22 protein-coding genes are annotated in these 18,680 nt (G+C 50.1%); 4 read left to right on the top strand and 18 right to left on the bottom strand.

Translation table 11 applies throughout. The features are described from left to right. The first annotated feature begins 12 nt into the window (after positions 1–12). Entirely contained in the window at positions 13–2,127 is a 2,115-nt protein-coding gene (locus ABD028_RS22860) for a TonB-dependent receptor plug domain-containing protein (protein ID WP_343847637.1), read from the top strand. A gap of 46 nt (positions 2,128–2,173) precedes the next feature. Here the strand turns inward: ABD028_RS22860 and pntB are convergent, their stop codons facing one another. The 3 genes from pntB to ABD028_RS22845 form a co-directional block, all read right to left on the bottom strand. Continuing rightward, on the bottom strand, positions 2,174–3,547 hold the full coding sequence (pntB, locus tag ABD028_RS22855; RefSeq protein WP_343847636.1) for a Re/Si-specific NAD(P)(+) transhydrogenase subunit beta: 1,374 nt from the start codon (positions 3,545–3,547) through the stop codon (positions 2,174–2,176). Further along, complete coding sequence (locus ABD028_RS22850; RefSeq protein ID WP_343847635.1) at positions 3,547–5,100, bottom strand: Re/Si-specific NAD(P)(+) transhydrogenase subunit alpha; 1,554 nt, start codon at positions 5,098–5,100, stop codon at positions 3,547–3,549. Before ABD028_RS22850 ends, pntB begins: the two co-directional genes overlap by 1 nt. A 160-nt stretch (positions 5,101–5,260) precedes the next feature. After that, the gene (locus tag ABD028_RS22845; protein ID WP_343847634.1) at positions 5,261–5,989 is read right to left on the bottom strand and encodes a hypothetical protein; all 729 of its coding nucleotides are present in this window, start codon (positions 5,987–5,989) and stop codon (positions 5,261–5,263) included. A 155-nt stretch (positions 5,990–6,144) separates the two neighbouring features. Between ABD028_RS22845 and ABD028_RS22840 the strand changes: the two genes are divergently transcribed. Then, the gene (locus tag ABD028_RS22840) at positions 6,145–7,008 is read left to right on the top strand and encodes a hypothetical protein (RefSeq protein WP_343847633.1); all 864 of its coding nucleotides are present in this window, start codon (positions 6,145–6,147) and stop codon (positions 7,006–7,008) included. On the opposite strand, the gene ABD028_RS22835 is transcribed toward ABD028_RS22840, so the two are convergent. From ABD028_RS22835 to rpsJ, 12 genes are all read right to left on the bottom strand, one after another. After that, complete coding sequence (locus tag ABD028_RS22835) at positions 6,993–7,544, bottom strand: hypothetical protein (protein WP_343847631.1); 552 nt, start codon at positions 7,542–7,544, stop codon at positions 6,993–6,995. The genes ABD028_RS22840 and ABD028_RS22835 overlap by 16 nt on opposite strands. A gap of 223 nt (positions 7,545–7,767) precedes the next feature. Further along, entirely contained in the window at positions 7,768–8,028 is a 261-nt protein-coding gene (gene rpsQ / locus ABD028_RS22830) for a 30S ribosomal protein S17 (protein ID WP_102794226.1), read from the bottom strand. After that, positions 8,028–8,219, bottom strand: coding sequence for a 50S ribosomal protein L29 (rpmC, locus tag ABD028_RS22825; protein WP_102794227.1), 192 nt, complete (start codon positions 8,217–8,219; stop codon positions 8,028–8,030). Before rpmC ends, rpsQ begins: the two co-directional genes overlap by 1 nt. Next, positions 8,219–8,632: a 50S ribosomal protein L16 gene (rplP, locus tag ABD028_RS22820; protein ID WP_102794228.1), complete on the bottom strand. Its 414-nt coding sequence runs from the start codon at positions 8,630–8,632 to the stop codon at positions 8,219–8,221. The genes rpmC and rplP overlap by 1 nt, the downstream gene beginning before the upstream one ends. 3 nt (positions 8,633–8,635) lie before the next feature. Beyond that, positions 8,636–9,346, bottom strand: coding sequence for a 30S ribosomal protein S3 (gene rpsC / locus ABD028_RS22815; RefSeq protein ID WP_102794229.1), 711 nt, complete (start codon positions 9,344–9,346; stop codon positions 8,636–8,638). A 9-nt stretch (positions 9,347–9,355) separates the two neighbouring features. After that, complete coding sequence (rplV, locus tag ABD028_RS22810) at positions 9,356–9,688, bottom strand: 50S ribosomal protein L22 (protein WP_102794230.1); 333 nt, start codon at positions 9,686–9,688, stop codon at positions 9,356–9,358. Between the two features lie 11 nt (positions 9,689–9,699). Continuing rightward, positions 9,700–9,975 carry a 30S ribosomal protein S19 gene (gene rpsS, locus ABD028_RS22805; protein ID WP_102794231.1) on the bottom strand — a complete coding sequence of 92 codons (276 nt, stop codon included), beginning with the start codon at positions 9,973–9,975 and terminating at the stop codon, positions 9,700–9,702. A 15-nt stretch (positions 9,976–9,990) separates the two neighbouring features. Next, the gene (gene rplB, locus ABD028_RS22800) at positions 9,991–10,815 is read right to left on the bottom strand and encodes a 50S ribosomal protein L2 (RefSeq protein ID WP_102794232.1); all 825 of its coding nucleotides are present in this window, start codon (positions 10,813–10,815) and stop codon (positions 9,991–9,993) included. Positions 10,816–10,830: 15 nt separating this feature from the next. Next, a complete protein-coding gene (gene rplW / locus ABD028_RS22795) occupies positions 10,831–11,133 on the bottom strand; it encodes a 50S ribosomal protein L23 (protein ID WP_102794233.1) in 303 nt (100 codons plus the stop codon). Beyond that, complete coding sequence (rplD, locus tag ABD028_RS22790; protein WP_102794234.1) at positions 11,130–11,735, bottom strand: 50S ribosomal protein L4; 606 nt, start codon at positions 11,733–11,735, stop codon at positions 11,130–11,132. Before rplD ends, rplW begins: the two co-directional genes overlap by 4 nt. Positions 11,736–11,752: 17 nt before the next feature. After that, a complete protein-coding gene (gene rplC / locus ABD028_RS22785) occupies positions 11,753–12,391 on the bottom strand; it encodes a 50S ribosomal protein L3 (protein ID WP_102794235.1) in 639 nt (212 codons plus the stop codon). A gap of 18 nt (positions 12,392–12,409) precedes the next feature. Continuing rightward, positions 12,410–12,721 carry a 30S ribosomal protein S10 gene (rpsJ, locus tag ABD028_RS22780; protein WP_010179497.1) on the bottom strand — a complete coding sequence of 104 codons (312 nt, stop codon included), beginning with the start codon at positions 12,719–12,721 and terminating at the stop codon, positions 12,410–12,412. A gap of 403 nt (positions 12,722–13,124) precedes the next feature. Here rpsJ and ABD028_RS22775 point away from each other — a divergent pair, with 403 nt between their 5' ends. Continuing rightward, a complete protein-coding gene (locus ABD028_RS22775) occupies positions 13,125–15,278 on the top strand; it encodes a GspE/PulE family protein (protein ID WP_425542147.1) in 2,154 nt (717 codons plus the stop codon). A gap of 85 nt (positions 15,279–15,363) precedes the next feature. Beyond that, entirely contained in the window at positions 15,364–16,377 is a 1,014-nt protein-coding gene (locus ABD028_RS22770) for a GGDEF domain-containing protein (RefSeq protein WP_343847629.1), read from the top strand. Between the two features lie 35 nt (positions 16,378–16,412). Here ABD028_RS22770 and ABD028_RS22765 read toward each other — a convergent pair whose 3' ends face one another. The 3 genes from ABD028_RS22765 to trhP form a co-directional block, all read right to left on the bottom strand. Continuing rightward, positions 16,413–16,802 carry a GFA family protein gene (locus ABD028_RS22765; RefSeq protein ID WP_343847628.1) on the bottom strand — a complete coding sequence of 130 codons (390 nt, stop codon included), beginning with the start codon at positions 16,800–16,802 and terminating at the stop codon, positions 16,413–16,415. An 83-nt stretch (positions 16,803–16,885) separates the two neighbouring features. Further along, the gene (locus ABD028_RS22760) at positions 16,886–17,131 is read right to left on the bottom strand and encodes a YfhL family 4Fe-4S dicluster ferredoxin (protein ID WP_343847627.1); all 246 of its coding nucleotides are present in this window, start codon (positions 17,129–17,131) and stop codon (positions 16,886–16,888) included. 4 nt (positions 17,132–17,135) lie between these two features. Then, positions 17,136–18,410, bottom strand: a complete 1,275-nt coding sequence (gene trhP / locus ABD028_RS22755; protein WP_425542146.1) for a prephenate-dependent tRNA uridine(34) hydroxylase TrhP — start codon at positions 18,408–18,410, stop codon at positions 17,136–17,138. Positions 18,411–18,680 lie beyond the last annotated feature (270 nt).

Genomic DNA, 18,680 nt, shown 5'->3' with positions numbered 1-18,680 from the left:
AGGTACGGTTTCATGACGTTACGGCTCACCGCACTTTGCTTATTTTGCACATCATCTTTTGCTCAAGCCGCCCAGGATCATTCCACCGCCCATTTGTTTGAGTTGTCCCTGGACCAGTTACTGTCGATGGAAGTCAGTGTGGCGGCACGCAAGGAAGAATCCTGGTTGTCGGCGGCCGGCACGGTTTACGTTATCGATAAGGACGAAATTGCCCGTTTCGGCTGGCGTGATATGAAAGAAATCCTCGCCGCCATTCCCAATATGGATACCTTCTATCAGTGGTCGTGGCTGGCCGGTGGGCAAAGGGGTTTTACCGGCAATATGTCGTCCACATTGCTTTTAATCGATGGCCGCGAAGTGCAAAACCTGTTGGCCAATGAAGCCTTTATGATGAACAACTTTCCTGCCCATCGCATTGAGCGGGTTGAGGTATTGCAGGGCCCGAATTCAACCTTGTATGGTGGCAATGCAGCACAGGGGGTGATCAATATCATCACCCGGCTACCGTCATTACATCAAAAAACGCAGGGCGATCCCGACAGGGTTTTTGAAATAGGTGGCCTGATCGGGGAAGTGGATACCCAACAAGCCAATCTGTTGTTCAGCGGCGGGCAAAATGCCTGGCACTATGGCCTCAGTGCCAGTTGGTTTAGCAGTGATTTGGACTATCAGGAAGTCAGTGATTTCGTATTTGATGACCAACGTTTCAGCCGCAGCCCGGAGCTGGATAACATCCGCGACCACGGCAGCCGGGGCTACCGCAATAACGAGCATAACTTTACCGTCGATGCCCGCCTGGCCTATCAGCAATATTATCTGGGCATGGATATGACCCGCACCTTCAATGTCAGTGGCATTGAGCGTGTGGCCTATGACTTTGTTACCGGCGATGACTCTTGGCGCGGCTACAACTTGCTGTTTGCCGGCAGGAATTTTCAGCCTGACGAGCACTGGCAAGGCTTTATGGAAGTCAGCCTGTTCCGCGAGTACAAGGAAAAAGCTAAACAACAGGGCCGCGTTCCAGACGATGCGCTGTCCTTTGATGATATTGAGGTGTTTGCTGAACGAGAGGACATCGGACCATCTTATCGCTACCGTTTTCGCACCCAGTTTTCCTACCAGAGCACCCCCGACCAGGACTGGATAATAGGTTACGACGGCTGGCGTACCGATATCGGCCACAAGATTCGCGATGTGGACAACGCCGGTCAGATCACCCCGATCATCCCTGCAGGCTGGCCAGTGGATAAAGAGAAATCGGATAAGCATGCGCTGTATGGCCAGTACGCCAGGCGCTGGGAGTTGACCCAAGGGGCCATGCTTAATCTCACCGCAGGCTTACGTTATAACAAACAGGATTTCACCGATGATGCCTGGCTTCCCAGAATCAGTCTGGTATATCAGCCTGATCAAGGTTCAGCCTGGAAACTCACCTACGGCGAAGCATTCAGACCACCCACCATCTTTGAATTTGACGGCGTGCAAGACAACAGCCTGGATTCACAAACGGTTGACATGTACGAGCTAAACTACAGCCAAGGCTGGCAATGGCAGGGTATGGAGTTAACCAATGTTGTGGCGCTGTACAGCATGACCATTAAAAACTTCTATCAACAGATATTTGATACAGACAGACGTCTGTGGCGCACAGAAGTGGATGGGAAACAACAGGCCAGAGGCGTAGAAAACCTGCTGCGCTTCAGTGGTGGACAGTGGCAGGGCTTCCTGGGCTTTCGCTACGTTTCCGCAGATGACCCGCAGCTTGATGGGCAGGACCATTTAGTCAATGTGCCACGCACTAAAGTTAAGCTGGGTGTCACCTACCATCAGGATGAGCATTGGCAGCTCAGCGCTTTTGTGGATCATTGGGCTAGCACCCTCACCGAGGCCAACCGCCTTGATGGTGCCGGCACCACATTGGAAAAGATTCCGGCCTGGACCACCCTGAACCTGCATCTGCGCTTTGCCGACTGGCCACTGTCAACGGGACAACGATTGAACATCGGCTTATATGCGGAAAACCTGCTGGATAAAACTTACTATCACGGCAATCCGCGTGGCACTGCGCCTTATCAGTTTATACAGGCCCCCCGTAATCTGAGACTGCAGTTTTCAGTGTTATTCTAGCCGATGTTGAAAAGCAGGCCCCGAAGCCGCCGGGGCCGCTAAATTGCTATAGCGCTTTAAAAATCGCTTCCACTGACGCTTTGGCATCACCAAACAGCATGGTGGTATTGTCTTTAAAGAACAGCGGGTTTTGCACACCAGCATAGCCGGTGTTCATGGAGCGCTTGAACACAACTACGTTCTTGGCTTTCCAGACTTCCAACACCGGCATACCGGCAATAGGACTGCCAGGGTCCTCTGCGGCAGCCGGATTGACCGTATCATTGGCACCAATCACCAACACCACATCGGTACTGGCAAAATCGTCATTGATTTCGTCCATTTCCAGCACGATATCGTAAGGGACTTTCGCCTCGGCCAGCAATACGTTCATATGCCCAGGTAGCCGCCCTGCCACCGGATGGATGCCAAAGCGCACCTCCACGCCCAGACTGCGCAGTTTCTCGGTAATTTCATACACCGGATATTGCGCCTGAGCTACCGCCATACCATAACCTGGGGTAATAATGACGGAGCTGGCATCTTTGAGCAGTTCGGCTACATCCTCGGCTTTTACCTCGCGGTATTCGCCCATCTCCTCGTCTCCCGTGCTACTGCCGTCAGAGCCAAAGCCCCCGGCAATCACGCTGATAAAGGAACGATTCATGGCTTTACACATAATGTACGAGAGAATGGCCCCCGAGCTGCCCACCAGAGCACCCGTCACAATCAGAAGATCATTGGACAACATAAAGCCAGCCGCAGCGGCTGCCCAACCGGAATAGGAATTCAACATGGATACCACCACCGGCATATCCGCCCCACCAATGGACGCCACCAGGTGCCAGCCGAACGCAAACGCAATAAGCGTCACCACAATCAACGTTGTGGTAGCCCCACCGGCATCCACATAGTTCAGCAACAGCACAAAGGAAATGATCACCGCCGCCAGATTCAGTTTATGCCGGTGTGGTAGCATCAGCGGTTTGGAAGACAGTAATCCGCGCAGTTTGCCAAAGGCCACCACCGAGCCGGTAAAAGTCACCGCGCCGATAAATACGCCAAGAAACACTTCCACCAGATGAATGGTCTGCATAGCCCCCACCAACGGTGGATGTTCAATATGGGTATTGAAACCGACCAAAACCGCGGCAAGACCAACAAAGCTGTGCAAAATGGCCACTAATTCTGGCATTTCAGTCATCTCGACTTTTTTCGCCAGGTGCAGACCGATGGCAGCACCTATCACCATCGCCAGCAGGATCCAACCCAGACCATCAGCAGCAGGACTGAAGATGGTGGCCACCAACGCGATAGCCATACCAATGATGCCGTATACATTGCCGGCTTTAGCCGATTCCTGTTTAGATAAACCTGCCAGACTCATAATAAACAGCAATGCCGCGACGATATAGGCGGCTTGTACAATTCCTGCAGACATCATTTTCCTCCCTTGCGGAACATTTCAAGCATGCGCCGGGTCACGGTAAAACCGCCAAACACATTGATACTGGCAATTAACACCGCAATAAAGGCCAGAAAGGTCACCAGCCCATCTCCCTTGCCGATTTGCAGTAAGGCGCCCACCACAATAATCCCGGAGATGGCGTTAGTAACCGACATAAGCGGCGTATGCAACGCATGCTTAACATTCCATACCACGTAATACCCGACCACACAGGCCAGCACGAATACAGTAAAGTGAGACAAAAACTCGGGCGGCGCGGAATTGGCTACCCAGGCAAAGGCAGCAATGCCAGCGGCCAGCAGGCCGTATTTTTTCCTTGGGTCGATTGGCTTGTCTGGCTGTTTTTCCTTAACTGGAGCCGCTTTGGGTTTAGATTGCGCTGAGACCTTGATGGGCGGTGCCGGCCAGGTCACCGCACCTTGCTTTATCACTGTGACACCGCGAATCACCAGATCGTCAAAGTCCAGGTCAATTTGCCCGTCCTTGTTTTTGCACAACAGCTTGGCCAGATTCACCAGGTTTGTCGCGTACAACTGCGATGATTGGGCTGGTAAACGCCCTGGCATATCCGTATAGCCAATGACCTTAACGCCGTTAGGGGTAGTAACAATCTTATTGGCCTTGGTATAGGCACAGTTGCCGCCGTTAGCCGCCGCCAAATCAACAATGACGCTTCCAGGCTTCATTGAATCAATCATGTCCTGACTAATCAACTTAGGGGCAGGTTTGCCAGGGATCAGCGCGGTGGTGATAATAATGTCCACCTCTTTGGCTTGCTCTGCGTACAGGCGTTCTGCGGCTTGATTAAATTCTGCCGAAGTTTCTTTGGCATAGCCATCGCTACTCTGTTCCATGCCCTTAACGTCCACCATCAAGAATTCCGCGCCCATACTTTGCACTTGTTCTTTCACTTCCGGACGCACATCGAAGGCACGCACAATGGCACCTAAGCTGCCTGCAGCACCTATGGCTGCCAGTCCGGCCACACCGGCCCCCGCTACTAATACCTTGGCTGGCGGTACTTTACCTGCGGCGGTAATCTGACCGGTAAAAAAGCGGCCAAATTCATGCGCCGCCTCCACCACCGCGCGATAACCGGCGATATTGGCCATGGAACTCAACGCATCCAATGACTGGGCACGGGAGATTCGTGGCACCGCATCCATGGCCAGCACATTGACCTGCTGACTGGCCAGTTGTTCTAGTAAAGCGGGATTTTGCGCAGGCCAGATAAAACTGGCAATAGTCGTACCGGGCTTGATGAGCTCGAATTCATCGATTTTCTTACGGCCATTTTTCATCGGTGCGTTGACCTTGAAAATCATGTCGGCCTGCCAGATTTCCTCGCGCGCCGCAATCTTCGCACCTGCATCCAAATATGCCTGGTCGTTAAAACTGGCAAGTTCGCCAGCGCCTTGCTCCACATGGACCTCGAAGCCGAGCTTTAACAACTGCTCGACAGACTTTGGCGTTGCCGCCACACGGGTCTCATTGGTCAGGATTTCCTTAGGTATGCCTATGATCATGCAGTGGTCCTTGTGTAGGATTGTTGTTTTAATAACCAGTTCTACCTAAGGGAAGGTCAGGGATCAACGATTTTCATCGACCTAACATGTCAGAGCCGAGATGCAACGGCACGAGCAGGCCCGGCAGACCGGCTTGCTGGCAACCAAACAGCCGGACAGATTATTGAATGTAATGCAGTAAAATTTGTGCACCGCCAAAATCATATTTCATATGCAGCACACCTCCATTTTCCAGCATCATTTCCAGTGGAATATTTTGCTGTGGTGAAAAACCCGGATCATTGCTGCTTAGCAAATCGATGACGTATTGCCCATTAGCACTGCGGATTTGCCCGGCATAATCGTAAGACATAAAATTTCCCCAGATATCCGCATAGGCAAGGTTAGCCCGCCAGTTAGCCTGTACATCGGACAGCACATTAAACAAGATATTGCCCTGCACGCCAGGCACATCAATGCCGGATTCCTGATAACCACTTAACTGCCACATGCCCTGCGGCAAAAAAACGGACTCCACATTACTATCCGTGGGCGTTATTGTTGGGGATACGGGTTGTGTCTGTCCATTGGCAGTTGTGACAGCCGGTACATTACTTTGCCCAGGAACAATTGCTTGGCTTTGGGGATTTGCAGTATTAGACGGAAGCAATATCTGCGGATTAACTGCGGAGTGTTCCAAGGACTTATTGGCGGGTAACAAACGCGGAACCAATAACAAGCCTACACCAGCCACAATGAGAATAATGGAGGGATTGCTGACATCCAGCTTAATACCAAAGCCTTCCAGGTAATTTTTGTTGCCGTCCCGACGACCAAAAACAAACAGTACCAATCCCACCAGGATTAGCGCACCACCCACCAGCATAAAGACCAGATCTGCACTGTCCACGACTTGTCTCGCCTAGTTTATCGAATCAAGTGTGGCACAAATACTAAGCAGGGCAACAAATCCGCTATATATATGAAAGCACATTGAATTTGTATATTTTTTGATCTATTAATAATCACTCACGACGACAGAGTATCAACATTAGGGATATTGTTATGTTCAAGGACAGAGCCATTGTAGCTAGATTGCTTTTACTCGCAGCAAGCTTAATATCTTCATCTGTATTTGCTGGCATTATCACGGCTGATATATCCGATATTAGCCTGACACAGGTAAATACCACATATTTAGCGGATGGAAGTACTAGGCACCAATACACTTCACTAACGCCTGAGCAGACAAGTTTAACTCAACAGTTTGATTTAGATTTTAGCAACCCAGAAAACAAAGAGGTGATACCTTACTTTGACGAGTTCTCTGACCCAAATACTGGCTTAACAACACAAACCTGGGGAGCGACCTATCAATTAGTAGATGTCTTGTATGCCAGTATTTTCAGGGATGCTCTGATGAGCCGTGTTGATATAAATGAATATACAGATACAGCCGTAGAACCTCTGCAATTGACGGCCAGGGGGACCAGTTGGTCATCATCCACTGACATTCATGAGTTGTTAGACATCACTGTTGGGGGAATGTCTGGTATCACTGAGCTTGATCTTGGAGATGGGTTGATGAAATTCTCTTTTTATTTTCAAGAAATAATAGCCTTTGGCAGCATTCTGGATGACGTTGATCGAACATTTTTCGATAAAAATGGTATTGAGTCGTTACTTAGAAACCCTAGTGCTCAGCCTTTCTACGCGGCTCAGCTAAGGATCAGCATCTTAAAAACCGATTATTCCGGGTCGATATTAGAGGGCGAATCAACTCATTTTGAATATTATAGTGATCAGGTTGCTCTCACTTACCAAAGCATTCCAACTCCTTCAGTATTGCTGCTAATGACAGCCGGACTGTGCTTGTTGCTATTTTCTAAAAAAAACAACACTGTAACAAGCCGTCAAAAACTGACTTGATAAGACAGGTGTAAGGCAGTTTCGGTGAAACCTTCTCCTGCAGATTGACCCGTACTAAACCTGTCCAGATAATTGGCATTGCTGAATGTCAACTTCATGTTTTGTCTATGGTTAAGCAGAAATTCGGCATTGATCAACCATCCCTGTCGACTACCTAACGCCATCGCCTCACGCTGCCCTAATTTTAACGTTCCCTCGCGAGAGAAATGCCAGCCTACCCCTATAGACAGATCATTTGTAAAACGCATCGTTGGCACCAGGGCTATATCCATTTCCGATACTTTATGGCTATTGGGACACGTGCTGAGGACCTTGTCTTTCTTACTTAGTTGTAAAGACAGGAATAGATCCTGTGTGACAGTATGCTGCCACTCCAATTGCTGCAGACGATGGCGGAAGTCTTGATTTCCTATATCCAGGCGCTGATAGCGCCAGGGATCTTCTGGTTTATGCCATTGGATCAGTTGCGCGGCAAAATCCAGAGGCTGCGCTAACGCGCTTACCGAGCAGAAATAGAGCAAAGCTGTACATCGCATAACCAGGCCTCCGCATTGGGGAAAAGCCCCCGACCTGTTACCAGCATAGCGCCTTTAAGCTGACCAATAGGTAAGCCAAGCCATACCTTATTATGGGACCCAGTTTTGTGCTTGTATTGGCTGTGTTTTTTTGATGAGACATCGCCGGTGAGTGCTCCTGCTACGTCGGAATACGACATAAAAAAAGCGCCCGAAGGCGCTTTTTTACAAAATCCCGAGAGGATTAAACCTCAGTGGATTTCTCAACAACGGCAACCAGAGTAAAGTTCTTTGTCTTAGACAGAGGACGACACTCTTTTACAGTGACGATATCGCCAATGCTGCACTCGTTGTTTTCATCATGTGCATGCAGTTTAGTAGTACGCTTGATGAACTTACCGTAAATTGGGTGTTTCACCTTGCGCTCAATAGCTACAGTGATGGACTTGTCCATTTTGTTGCTAATGACACGGCCCTGCAGTGTACGTGTATTTTTTTCAGTCATTAGGCACCTGCCTTCTGAGTCAGAATGGTTTTAACACGCGCAATGCTGCGACGCACAATCTTCAACTGGTGAGTTTTTTCCAGCTGACCTGTGCTGTGTTGCATGCGCAGGTTGAACTGTTCGCGCAGCAGGTTCAGCAGCTCTGCGTTCAGCTCTTCTACGCTTTTATCTTTCAGTTCAGTAGCTTTCATTACATCACCGTCCGAGTTACAAAGGTTGTCTTGAAGGGCAACTTAGCAGCGGCCAGCTCGAAAGCTTCACGGGCCAACTCTTCAGGCACACCTTCAATTTCGTAAAGTACACGACCAGGCTGAATCTGACATACCCAGTATTCCACGTTACCCTTACCTTTACCCTGACGAACCTCAAGAGGCTTCTCAGTGATTGGCTTGTCAGGGAATACACGGATCCAGATCTTACCTTGACGCTTAACGTGACGAGTCAGGGCACGACGGGCTGCTTCGATTTGACGAGCAGTCATGCGACCACGGCCAGTGGCTTTTAAGCCGAAAGTACCGAAGCTTACCTTACCGCCTGCAATCGCCAGACCGCGGTTACGACCTTTATGCTGCTTACGGAATTTCGTACGTTTTGGTTGTAACATCTCTTAGCCCCCTTGCTTCGCGCTGCGGCCTTTCTTCTTAGGTGCAGGAGCTGGTGCTTGCTCTACAGCGTTGGCTGCTGGCAGACCACCCAGAACTTCACCTTTGAAGATCCACACTTTAACGCCGATGATACCGTAGGTAGTGCCGGCTTCAGAGGTGGCGTAATCGATGTCAGCACGGAAAGTGTGCAGCGGCACACGGCCTTCACGATACCACTCAGAACGGGCAATTTCGGCGCCGCCAAGACGACCGCTTACTTCTACCTTGATACCTTTAGCGCCGATGCGCATGGCGTTTTGTACCGCACGCTTCATAGCGCGACGGAACATAACACGACGCTCAAGCTGGCTGGAGATGCTGTCGGCAACCAACTGCGCATCCAGCTCAGGCTTACGAACCTCAGCGATGTTGATCTGTGCAGGAACGCCGGCCAGGTTAGAAACGTACTTACGCAGTTTTTCTACGTCTTCACCTTTCTTACCGATAACCACGCCAGGACGCGCAGTGTGAATAGTCACACGGATGCTCTTGGCTGGACGCTCGATGACGATCTTGGAAACTGACGCATTCTTCAGTTCTTTGGTCAGGAACTGACGTACCTGATGGTCATTGAACAAGTTGTCTGCGTATTCTTTAGTATTAGCGTACCAGGTAGAAGTCCATGGTTTGCTGATACCCAGGCGTATACCTGTAGGATGTACCTTCTGTCCCATTATCTACTCCTAGTTATCAGCCACAACAACAGTGATGTGACTGCTACGCTTGAAAATACGGTCCGCACGGCCTTTAGCACGAGGCTTAATCCGCTTCATGGTCGGGCCTTCGTCGACGAAGATCTTCGCGACTTTCAGCTCGTCGATATCTGCACCTTCGTTATGCTCAGCATTGGCGATGGCAGACTCCAGAACTTTCTTGACCAGACCAGCCGCTTTCTTAGGGCTGTAAGTCAGAAGCTCCAGAGCTTTCTCAACGTGCATTCCGCGAATTTGATCCGCAACCAGGCGTGCTTTTTGAGCCGACGTACGGGCAAAACGGTGTTTAGCTAATGCTTCCATTATCCTACCCCTTAACGTTTAGCTTTCTTATCCGCGACGTGGCCGCGGTAAGTACGCGTTGGCGCAAATTCGCCCAACTTGTGGCCGACCATTTCATCAGTAACCAGTACTGGAACATGTTGGCGACCGTTATGGACTGCAATGGTCAACCCAATCATATTTGGGATGATCATGGAACGGCGTGACCAAGTTTTGATTGGACGACGCTCGTTCTTTTCCACCGCAGTCTCTACCTTCTTCAACAAGTGCAGGTCAATAAATGGACCTTTCTTGAGAGAACGTGGCATGGTGAATCCTCGCTATTACTTATTACGACGACGTACGATGAGTTTATCGGTACGCTTGTTACTACGGGTCTTCTTACCCTTGGTAGGTTTACCCCAAGGAGAAACTGGGTGACGACCACCAGAGGTACGGCCTTCACCACCACCGTGCGGGTGATCAACCGGGTTCATGGCAACACCACGAACGGTCGGACGAACACCACGCCAGCGCTGTGCACCCGCTTTACCCAACTGACGCAGCATGTGCTCGGCGTTGCCTACTTCACCAATGGTGGCGCGGCAATCAGCCAGGACTTTGCGTACTTCACCGCTGCGCAAACGCAGAGTGATGTAACCGCCGTCGCGGGCCAGAATCTGAGCATAAGCACCAGCAGAACGCGCCAACTGCGCGCCTTTACCAGGCTTCATTTCAACTGCGTGTACAGTGGTACCCACAGGCATATTGCGCATTGGCATGCTGTTACCCGCCTTGATAGGCGCAGCAGAGCCAGACAACAGTTGATCGCCAGCGCTGATTCCTTTAGGAGCCAGGATGTAACGACGCTCACCGTCTGCGTACAATACCAGTGCGATGTTGGCAGAACGGTTTGGATCATATTCCAGACGCTCAACTACAGCAGGGATACCGTCTTTGTTACGTTTGAAGTCGATAACACGATAGTGCTGCTTATGACCACCACCAATGTGACGCACTGTGATGCGACCATTGTTGTTACGACCACCAGTTTTGCTGTTTTTTTCCAGCAATGGGGCGTAAGGTGCGCCTTTGTGCAGATCAGGGTTAACAACCTGAACAACGTGACGACGACCGGCTGAAGTTGGATTCGCTTTCAATAATGGCATGTCTAAATCCCCCTATTATTCAGCGCCACCGACGAAGTCGATGTCCTGACCTTCTTTCAGCTGTACGTAAGCTTTTTTCCAGTCGCTGCGCTTGCCCATGCGCATACCGTGACGTTTGGTTTTACCCTTCACGTTAACGGTACGAACTGCATCGACTTCAACTTCAAACAGTTTCTCAACCGCTTGTTTGATTTCGGCTTTAGTCGCGTCTTTCACAACTTTGAAAACCACAGTGTTGGCGCCTTCGGCAGCCATGGTGGACTTTTCAGAGATGTGTGGCGCTAAAACCACTTTCAGTAGACGTTCTTCGTTTATCATGCCAACGCCTCCTCAAGTTGTTTCACTGCATCGGCAGTGATCAACACTTTTTCAAACGCGATCAGGCTGACAGGATCGATACCGGCTACATCACGCACGTCAACCTTGTACAGGTTGCGGGCAGACAGGAACAGGTTCTCGTCTACTTCTGCAGTCACGATCAGCACGTCTTTCAGATCCAAAGCTTTCAGCTTAGCCAAAAGTTCCTTGGTCTTAGGTGCTTCAACACCGAATTTCTCAACAACAATCAGACGCTCCTGGCGAACCAGTTCAGACAGGATGCTTTTGATAGCACCACGGTACATCTTCTTGTTAACTTTCTGATCAAAGTCACGAGGCTTGGCTGCAAAGGCGCGACCACCACCAACCCAGATTGGGCTGCGGATAGTACCGGCACGGGCACGGCCAGTACCTTTTTGACGCCATGGCTTCTTACCGCCACCGCTAACTTCAGAACGCGTTTTTTGCGCTTTAGTGCCCTGACGAGAGCCTGCACCGTAAGCTACAACTACCTGGTGTACCAGAGCTTCGTTAAACTCACGTCCAAAGGTAGCTTCGGATACTTCAAGAGCGCTGTTCGCGTCTTTCAATACTAATTCCATCACTATTCTCCCAGACGTTACGCTTTAACCGCAGGCTTGACGATCAGATCGCCGCCTGTTGCACCGGGTACTGCGCCACGAACCAACAACAGGTTGTTGGCAGCGTCAACACGTACAACTTCCAAAGACTGCACAGTGACCTGCTCGTCACCTAAGTGACCAGCCATCTTCTTGCCTTTGAAAACCTTACCAGGTGACTGGTTCTGACCAATAGAACCAGGGGCACGGTGAGACAAAGAGTTACCGTGCGAGTTACGCTGGTGACGGAAGTTCCAACGTTTAATCGCACCGGCGAAACCTTTACCTTTAGAGGTACCGATTACGTCAACCTTGGCATTCTCAGCAAAGATTTCAACAGTGATTTCACTACCGACTTCAATGCCTTCGCCTTCATTGTCATTCAGGCGGAATTCCCACAGGCCACGGCCCGCATCAACACCAGCTTTAGCAAAGTGACCTGCTTCAGCTTTAGTAACGCGGTTAGCTTTCTTGGTACCTGCAGTGACTTGCAATGCGCGATAACCGTCTTTCTCTTCAGTACGCAACTGAGTGACGCGGTTAGGCGTTGCTTCGATAACAGTCACAGGGATGGACACGCCATCTTCAGTGAAGATGCGGGTCATACCTACTTTACGACCGACTATACCAATCGCCATTGTTAAAACCCTCTCTTGTTAGCCCAGGCTGATTTGAACATCAACGCCGGCAGCCAAGTCCAACCTCATCAGCGCGTCTACTGTTTTATCAGTAGGCTCGATGATGTCCACCAGACGCTTATGGGTACGGATTTCATATTGGTCACGCGCATCTTTGTTTACGTGAGGAGAAATCAGAACCGTATAGCGTTCTTTGCGGGTAGGCAGAGGAATAGGACCGCTAACCTGAGCACCAGTGCGTTTGGCAGTTTCAACGATTTCAGCCGTAGACTGATCGATCAACTTGTGATCAAACGCTTTCAAACGAATGCGAATTCTTTGATTTGGCATCGACCAAGCTCCAATCAAAAGAACAAAAAAATTCACCCTCACCAACCTGAATAACCAGGGGGAGGATGGGTGTAAACCGCCGACCCAAAATTAGGGTCTTGTATTCATCTTCGAACCGAAAATTTCAATTTGAAGACGCATGCCTTTTTGGCAGTGGGCGCGAATTATACCTATGCGGGATTTTTATGCAACCTCAATCATGCAAAAAATCACTATTTTGATGGCCGTATCAGTCGCAGCCCATCGGGATAAAATGCCGCTTCGCTATATTCAGCGCCATAGCTGTCGGCTATAGTAGCATTAAGATAGTAAGTCCATGATAACTTTGTAAAACATGATCACGAATAAATCCGACCGCCAGCTAACCCAGATTCGCCAGTTGCTGGACGATAATATCGGGCTGATGGACGCCTACGAAAAGCTCGAGCCTATCGTACTGGGCATGTTTGATGCCGAGCGCATGAGTATTTTCCAACGTCGCCGGCAACATCAGGATTTGGTCGCGCGCTTTAAAACCGGCCGTGAAATTCGTGAAATTAAAGTACCTATTACACCGCAGTCCATCGCCGGTTATGTGGCACTAAGCCAATTGCCTCTGCTGATTTCTGACCCTTATAACGCCGAAGAGCTTGCCGCTATCCACCCCCGTTTGCGCTTTGCCGACAAATTCGACAAGTCTTCTTCCTTTATTACCCGCAATATTATCTGTGTGCCGGTCATGAATGCCGGCGTTCTGTTGGGCGTTATGCAGATTATTAATAAACGCCAGGGCGACTTTAATTCTGATGATCTGGAACTGGCCAATCAACTGGGCGGTATGATAGGGGAAAAGTTCCGCTTTGAACTGGGCGGTACTAACAAACCCTTCCAATATCTGGTGCACAAGGAATTGATCTCGGACGCCAACCTTGATGCGCTATTGGAAAGTTGTAAAGACCCCAAGCAACTGGTACAGCGTTTAATCAGCGAACATCGAATCGCCGAGAATGAATTGGGGCACGCTCTGTCTGTACATTATCAGGTCCCCTACTTACCCTACTTACCAGATAAGTACCATGTCTATCAGGGCAACAGTAAGCTGAATCTGTCTTACCTTAAGCGCAATTACGTGGCGGTGGTGGCCGACGTCTCAGACAATCCCATTATTTTGATGGCAGAACCCAACAACGCTGCGCTGCTGATGGAGATTGAAAGCGCTTTGGGTATCGACAGTTATGATATTCATGTGTCTCTGCCTAATCAGGTGTTGCAATATCTCGGCGAAAGCGGCGGTGGCGCAGTGGCACCAGGGGAGATGGATGAAATCCTTGACGAAATCGGCGGCGGTGGCGATGACCTGGAAGAACAGCAGGAAGATTTGTCAGACGATGCTCCAGCGGTGGTCAGGCTGGTTAGCCGTATCCTGCATGATGCCAAGCGACTGAATGCCTCAGATATTCACGTAGATGCTGAAAAGAATGGCCCAACCCGGGTAAGAATGCGGGTTGATGGTGTGTGTCGCGACATTACCCAAATCCCTGCTTCACACCACAATGCGGTGGTAGCGCGAATTAAAATTCTGGCTAATCTGAATATCGCCGAGAAGCGGGTCCCGCAGGACGGCAAGCTGGCCGTCAAGATGTCAGGGCAATTGGTGGAAGTGCGTGTAGCCACAATTCCCACTGTCGCCGGTGAAGGGGTGGTGATGCGGATCCTGGCATCCGGCGGCGCGATGCCCATGGACAAACTGAATCTGGCACCAGGTAATGCGGCCCGCCTGAAGGAAATGATTAAAAAACCCCACGGTATCATTCTGGTGGTAGGACCCACGGGCTCAGGTAAAACTACCACGCTGCACGCGGTGCTGGGTGACTTGAACACCCCGGAAAAGAAAATCTGGACCGCGGAAGACCCGGTGGAAATCACCCAGGCCGGCCTTCAACAGGTACAGGTCAGCCCTAAAATTGGTTTTACCTTTGCCAATGCCTTGCGTGCATTTTTGCGGGCCGACCCGGATATAATTCTGATCGGTGAAATGCGGGATAAAGAAACCGCCCATGCCGGTATTGAAGCTTCGCTAACCGGTCACTTAGTGTTATCCACTTTGCACACCAACTCAGCGCCAGAAACCATTACTCGTTTGTTGGATTTGGGACTGGACCCGGTGAACTTCTCTGATGCCTGTGTGGGGATCCTGGCGCAACGCTTGATCCGGACCTTATGCCCGAATTGTAAGGAAGAGTATGAAGCAACCGACGCCGACCTGGGCTTTATTCACAGGCAGTATGGCGAGGAATATCTTGATGAATTAAACCTGCCAAAACCCTTGAAACTGTTCAGGGCCAAGGGTTGCGAAGCCTGTGGCGATATTGGCTACAAAGGTCGTACTGGCGTGCATGAATTGCTGGCTATGACCCCGGAACTACGCGCCTTGGTATATAAGGAAGCGGCAGTGTCGGCCATGAAGGAGCAGGCCATGAAAGACGGTATGCGCACCTTAACCCAGGACGGTATTTATAAGGTACTTAAAGGCGACACAGATATTGCACAGGTACAGATTATCAGTGGCACCGAATGACCCCAAGTTGTTCATGGCTTGGCGATCTGAAGGCAATGTCTCTGCTACACTAGCCTTATCCAAGGCGCCCAACTGAGAATAAAAAATGGCGGACGAGCTGGAAAAGTCTTTTCAGGTACTTAAACAAACCATCCCACTGCTGATTAAACATCAGATTTCCGCCATCCCCACCAATTATGCGCTTTGGTACACCTATGCCAGCAATCAGTCTGCGCCGCTGAACGCGGAAGTAGACAAACTGACGGTAAACAATCAGCCAATTTCTGCGGCAAAGATTCAGGAACTGTATCGCCAGCATCTGGCGGATACACAGGAAGTAGAAGCCTGGCAATTACGCCAGACGGTAGAGGCCATGTTGATTGAATTGTCGCAATCACTTGGCGATACCCGCAGCGATACGCAGAACTTTAAGCAAGCTATAGACAATCGCTTGTCAGATTTAGACAAAGTGGAACGCGAAGGCTGGTCGGTTGAGGAAGTGATGCAGTTGGTGCGTTCCCTGGTAAAGGAAACCCAGCATGTCAAACGCAGTACGCTGGACTTTACGGCCGCTCTGAGTAGCGCTGAAAAGGAAATCAGCGAACTCAGGGCTAAATTGAAAGACAGCCAACAAAACGCATTATTTGATGCTCTGACCGGCCTCTACAACCGGCGCTATCTGGATGAAGAATTAAAAGTGATGCAGCCCGATAAAGGCACCTGTCTGGTGATGGTGGATATCGACCACTTTAAGTCCATTAACGATCAGTTTGGCCATCAAATGGGCGACCGGGTATTAAAAGCGGTTGGCAAGAAACTGAAAGACAGTTGCAGGGACAATGCCAGTGCTTTCCGCTTTGGTGGCGAAGAATTTGCTGTATTGCTGAAAGACAGTAAGCTCAAACAGGCCATTCACCAGGCTGAAGTGATGCGCCGCGCCATTGAAAAGGTCAGTGTGGTGGACAGACGCACCGGCAAGAGCCTGGACGGTATCAGTGCATCCTTTGGTGTGGCGGAATTCAGCGGCGCCATGCGTAGAAGTGACTTACTTGAACAGGCAGACAAGCAGTTGTACCAGGCCAAGACCCTGGGACGCAACAGGGTAATGCCGCTGGGTTAACCGCACTGACGAAGTGCCGCATTGCTTCGGCCTGCTTATTCAAACGTCCCGAAACAGGGAATATCACTCCTGAGTGCATACCAACTGGCTTTATCCGCCACCCAGATATGCTTAGCTTCCCGACTGCCCGGATCGTCATCCAGTGACCCCAGGCGTAAAATCACATGTTCAGTGTTGTCACGCTTGGCATAAATCTGCGTGCCACATTCTGTGCAAAAAAAGCGGCGCTTGCCTGGTGATGATTCAAATGACTTAAGCAGCGCCCCGCCATTGAGCTGAAAATCCCGGTCCTGTACCGACGCCACGCTGGAAAAAGCCGCGCCATGGGCCTTGCGACAGGTTCGGCAATGGCAATGCACAATCTCGCCGACCGGGCCATTGATCTGATAACTGACCTGCCCACACAAACAACTGCCTTTAATCACCATCCCTTCCTTTATTTAACATGCAATAGGAAACACATTAGACCCGCACAAGCGCCATGGCCTTTCAGCCAGAGACAAACATATTAACTGTGCAGAGCCAGAAACTTATCGTAAAGCTGTTCCTGAGTTTCCTTATGGATTGGGTCAGGTTCAATACAATCCACCGGGCAACAAGCCACACATTGTGGTTCATCATAATGTCCGACGCATTCCGTGCAACGATTCACATCTATCTGGTAGATGTCGGCCCCCATACTGATGGCCTGATTCGGACATTCCATCGGACAGATATCACAATTAATGCATTCCTGAGTTATAAGTAGCGCCATAAGATTAACTCCCGAGCTGGTAAAAGGGCTGCCTGGTGGAACTGTGCTGCGGCAAGTTACGCATTAATATACCGTAACCAACATCCATGCCTTTAGGTGCTGTGATACAAACTCTGTAACCTGCGCCGGGTGCAACCTGCATCGGCAGGCCTGACTCGGATTGCATCTGGGTCAGCACAAAGTCGCAGTTACCGCCTGGTGTCATTAATTCCAGACTGCAGCCCAGCATAAATTTGTTTTTTACTTCAATCAGCAGTTGGCCGTCACCCAACTGCTTGAGTACTTCGCCCACCAGTTGCTGCGTATCACTGATTGAACTGCCCTCGACGTAATTCTGATATTCGTCATGTGTATGGCGGCGCAAGAAGCCTTCGGTATAGCCGCGGTTAGCCAGCTTCTCCAGTTCAGACATCAGCCCAGGATCAAAGGCCTGACCACTGACCGCACTGTCTATGGCACGACGATACGCCTGTGCGGTACGAGCACAATAATAGAAAGACTTGGTACGCCCTTCTATTTTTAACGAATCCACGCCAATTTCGGCAAGCTTGTGCACATGCTGAATGGCGCGCAGATCCTTGGAATTCATAATATAGGTGCCGTGTTCATCCTCGAATACCGGCATCAGTTCATCCGGGCGCAACTCTTCCTGCAAGAATGCCTGTGCAAACTGCCCTTGAGCGTCAGTTGCACAACCACCTTGTTGCACACCCTGCACCTGATATTTCCAGCGACAGGCATTGGTGCAGGTGCCCTGATTGGGGTCACGCTTATTGATGTAACCGGACAAAAGGCATCGCCCCGAATACGCCATACATAAGGCGCCATGCACAAACACCTCTAATTCAATATCCGGACAGCGTTGACGAATCTCTTCGATTTCTTCCAACCCCAACTCACGAGACAGTATCACCCGTTTAATCCCTTCCTGTTGCCAGAACCTGACCGTGGCCCAGTTCACTGCATTGGCCTGCACGGACAGATGAATATCAATATTTGGAAAGGTATCTCTGGTCAGCATAATCAGTCCGGGATCGGACATGATCAGTGCATCCGGTTGCATTTCCACCACCGGGCGCAAATCGGCTAAAAAGGTTTTCAGTTTACTGTTATGCGGGGCAATGTTATTCACCACGTAAAGCTTCTTACCTTGCTCGTGCACTTCTTCGATGGCTTGGGCCAGCAAGGCATGATTAAACTCATTATTTCTGACCCGCAGAGAATAGCGGGGCTGACCGGCATACACAGCATCGGCACCGTAGGCCAGGGCAAAGCGCATATTCTTTAAACTGCCAGCCGGGCTGAGAAGCTCGGGCTTGCCTTTTCAGGCCGTCATACAAGGCTCCTTTGGCAACAATTAAATGAATGGTTGTAATTACAGGGGATGCTAAAGCAGATTTCCGTAGCAGTATTTAATCCGGATCAATAAACTTGGGTTAAACTCTATGAGCCGGTTCGGCCGTTACACAAGCAGGGTGGTTAAAACCAGGCAAAACAAGTGCAAAGCGCATATTTGACGGTCGACATTGACGGATTCGATAACTTTTGC

It is taken from the genome of Bowmanella denitrificans, assembly GCF_039522935.1.
Taxonomy (GTDB): Bacteria; Pseudomonadota; Gammaproteobacteria; order Enterobacterales; family Alteromonadaceae; genus Bowmanella; species Bowmanella denitrificans.
Note: the sequence above shows the minus strand (reverse complement) of the source record. Positions and strands in the feature narration are given on the sequence as shown.

Bases quoted from the DNA above. Each gene is read 5' to 3' on its own strand.
- rpsC (WP_102794229.1), bottom strand. From the start codon at position 9,346: ATGGGACAGAAGGTACATCCTACAGGTATACGCCTGGGTATCAGCAAA.
- ABD028_RS22835 (WP_343847631.1), bottom strand. From the start codon at position 7,544: ATGCGATGTACAGCTTTGCTCTATTTCTGCTCGGTAAGCGCGTTAGCG.
- ABD028_RS22770 (WP_343847629.1), top strand. From the start codon at position 15,364: ATGGCGGACGAGCTGGAAAAGTCTTTTCAGGTACTTAAACAAACCATC.
- rpmC (WP_102794227.1), bottom strand. From the start codon at position 8,219: ATGAAAGCTACTGAACTGAAAGATAAAAGCGTAGAAGAGCTGAACGCA.
- rplV (WP_102794230.1), bottom strand. From the start codon at position 9,688: ATGGAAGCATTAGCTAAACACCGTTTTGCCCGTACGTCGGCTCAAAAA.
- rplD (WP_102794234.1), bottom strand. From the start codon at position 11,735: ATGGAATTAGTATTGAAAGACGCGAACAGCGCTCTTGAAGTATCCGAA.
- ABD028_RS22860 (WP_343847637.1), top strand. From the start codon at position 13: ATGACGTTACGGCTCACCGCACTTTGCTTATTTTGCACATCATCTTTT.
- rplC (WP_102794235.1), bottom strand. From the start codon at position 12,391: ATGGCGATTGGTATAGTCGGTCGTAAAGTAGGTATGACCCGCATCTTC.
- ABD028_RS22760 (WP_343847627.1), bottom strand. From the start codon at position 17,131: ATGGCGCTACTTATAACTCAGGAATGCATTAATTGTGATATCTGTCCG.
- pntB (WP_343847636.1), bottom strand. From the start codon at position 3,547: ATGTCTGCAGGAATTGTACAAGCCGCCTATATCGTCGCGGCATTGCTG.
- ABD028_RS22775 (WP_425542147.1), top strand. From the start codon at position 13,125: ATGGACGCCTACGAAAAGCTCGAGCCTATCGTACTGGGCATGTTTGAT.
- rplP (WP_102794228.1), bottom strand. From the start codon at position 8,632: ATGTTACAACCAAAACGTACGAAATTCCGTAAGCAGCATAAAGGTCGT.
- rpsJ (WP_010179497.1), bottom strand. From the start codon at position 12,721: ATGCCAAATCAAAGAATTCGCATTCGTTTGAAAGCGTTTGATCACAAG.
- rpsQ (WP_102794226.1), bottom strand. From the start codon at position 8,028: ATGACTGAAAAAAATACACGTACACTGCAGGGCCGTGTCATTAGCAAC.
- rplB (WP_102794232.1), bottom strand. From the start codon at position 10,815: ATGCCATTATTGAAAGCGAATCCAACTTCAGCCGGTCGTCGTCACGTT.
- ABD028_RS22840 (WP_343847633.1), top strand. From the start codon at position 6,145: ATGTTCAAGGACAGAGCCATTGTAGCTAGATTGCTTTTACTCGCAGCA.
- rpsS (WP_102794231.1), bottom strand. From the start codon at position 9,975: ATGCCACGTTCTCTCAAGAAAGGTCCATTTATTGACCTGCACTTGTTG.
- ABD028_RS22850 (WP_343847635.1), bottom strand. From the start codon at position 5,100: ATGATCATAGGCATACCTAAGGAAATCCTGACCAATGAGACCCGTGTG.
- trhP (WP_425542146.1), bottom strand. From the start codon at position 18,410: ATGCGCTTTGCCCTGGCCTACGGTGCCGATGCTGTGTATGCCGGTCAG.
- rplW (WP_102794233.1), bottom strand. From the start codon at position 11,133: ATGATAAACGAAGAACGTCTACTGAAAGTGGTTTTAGCGCCACACATC.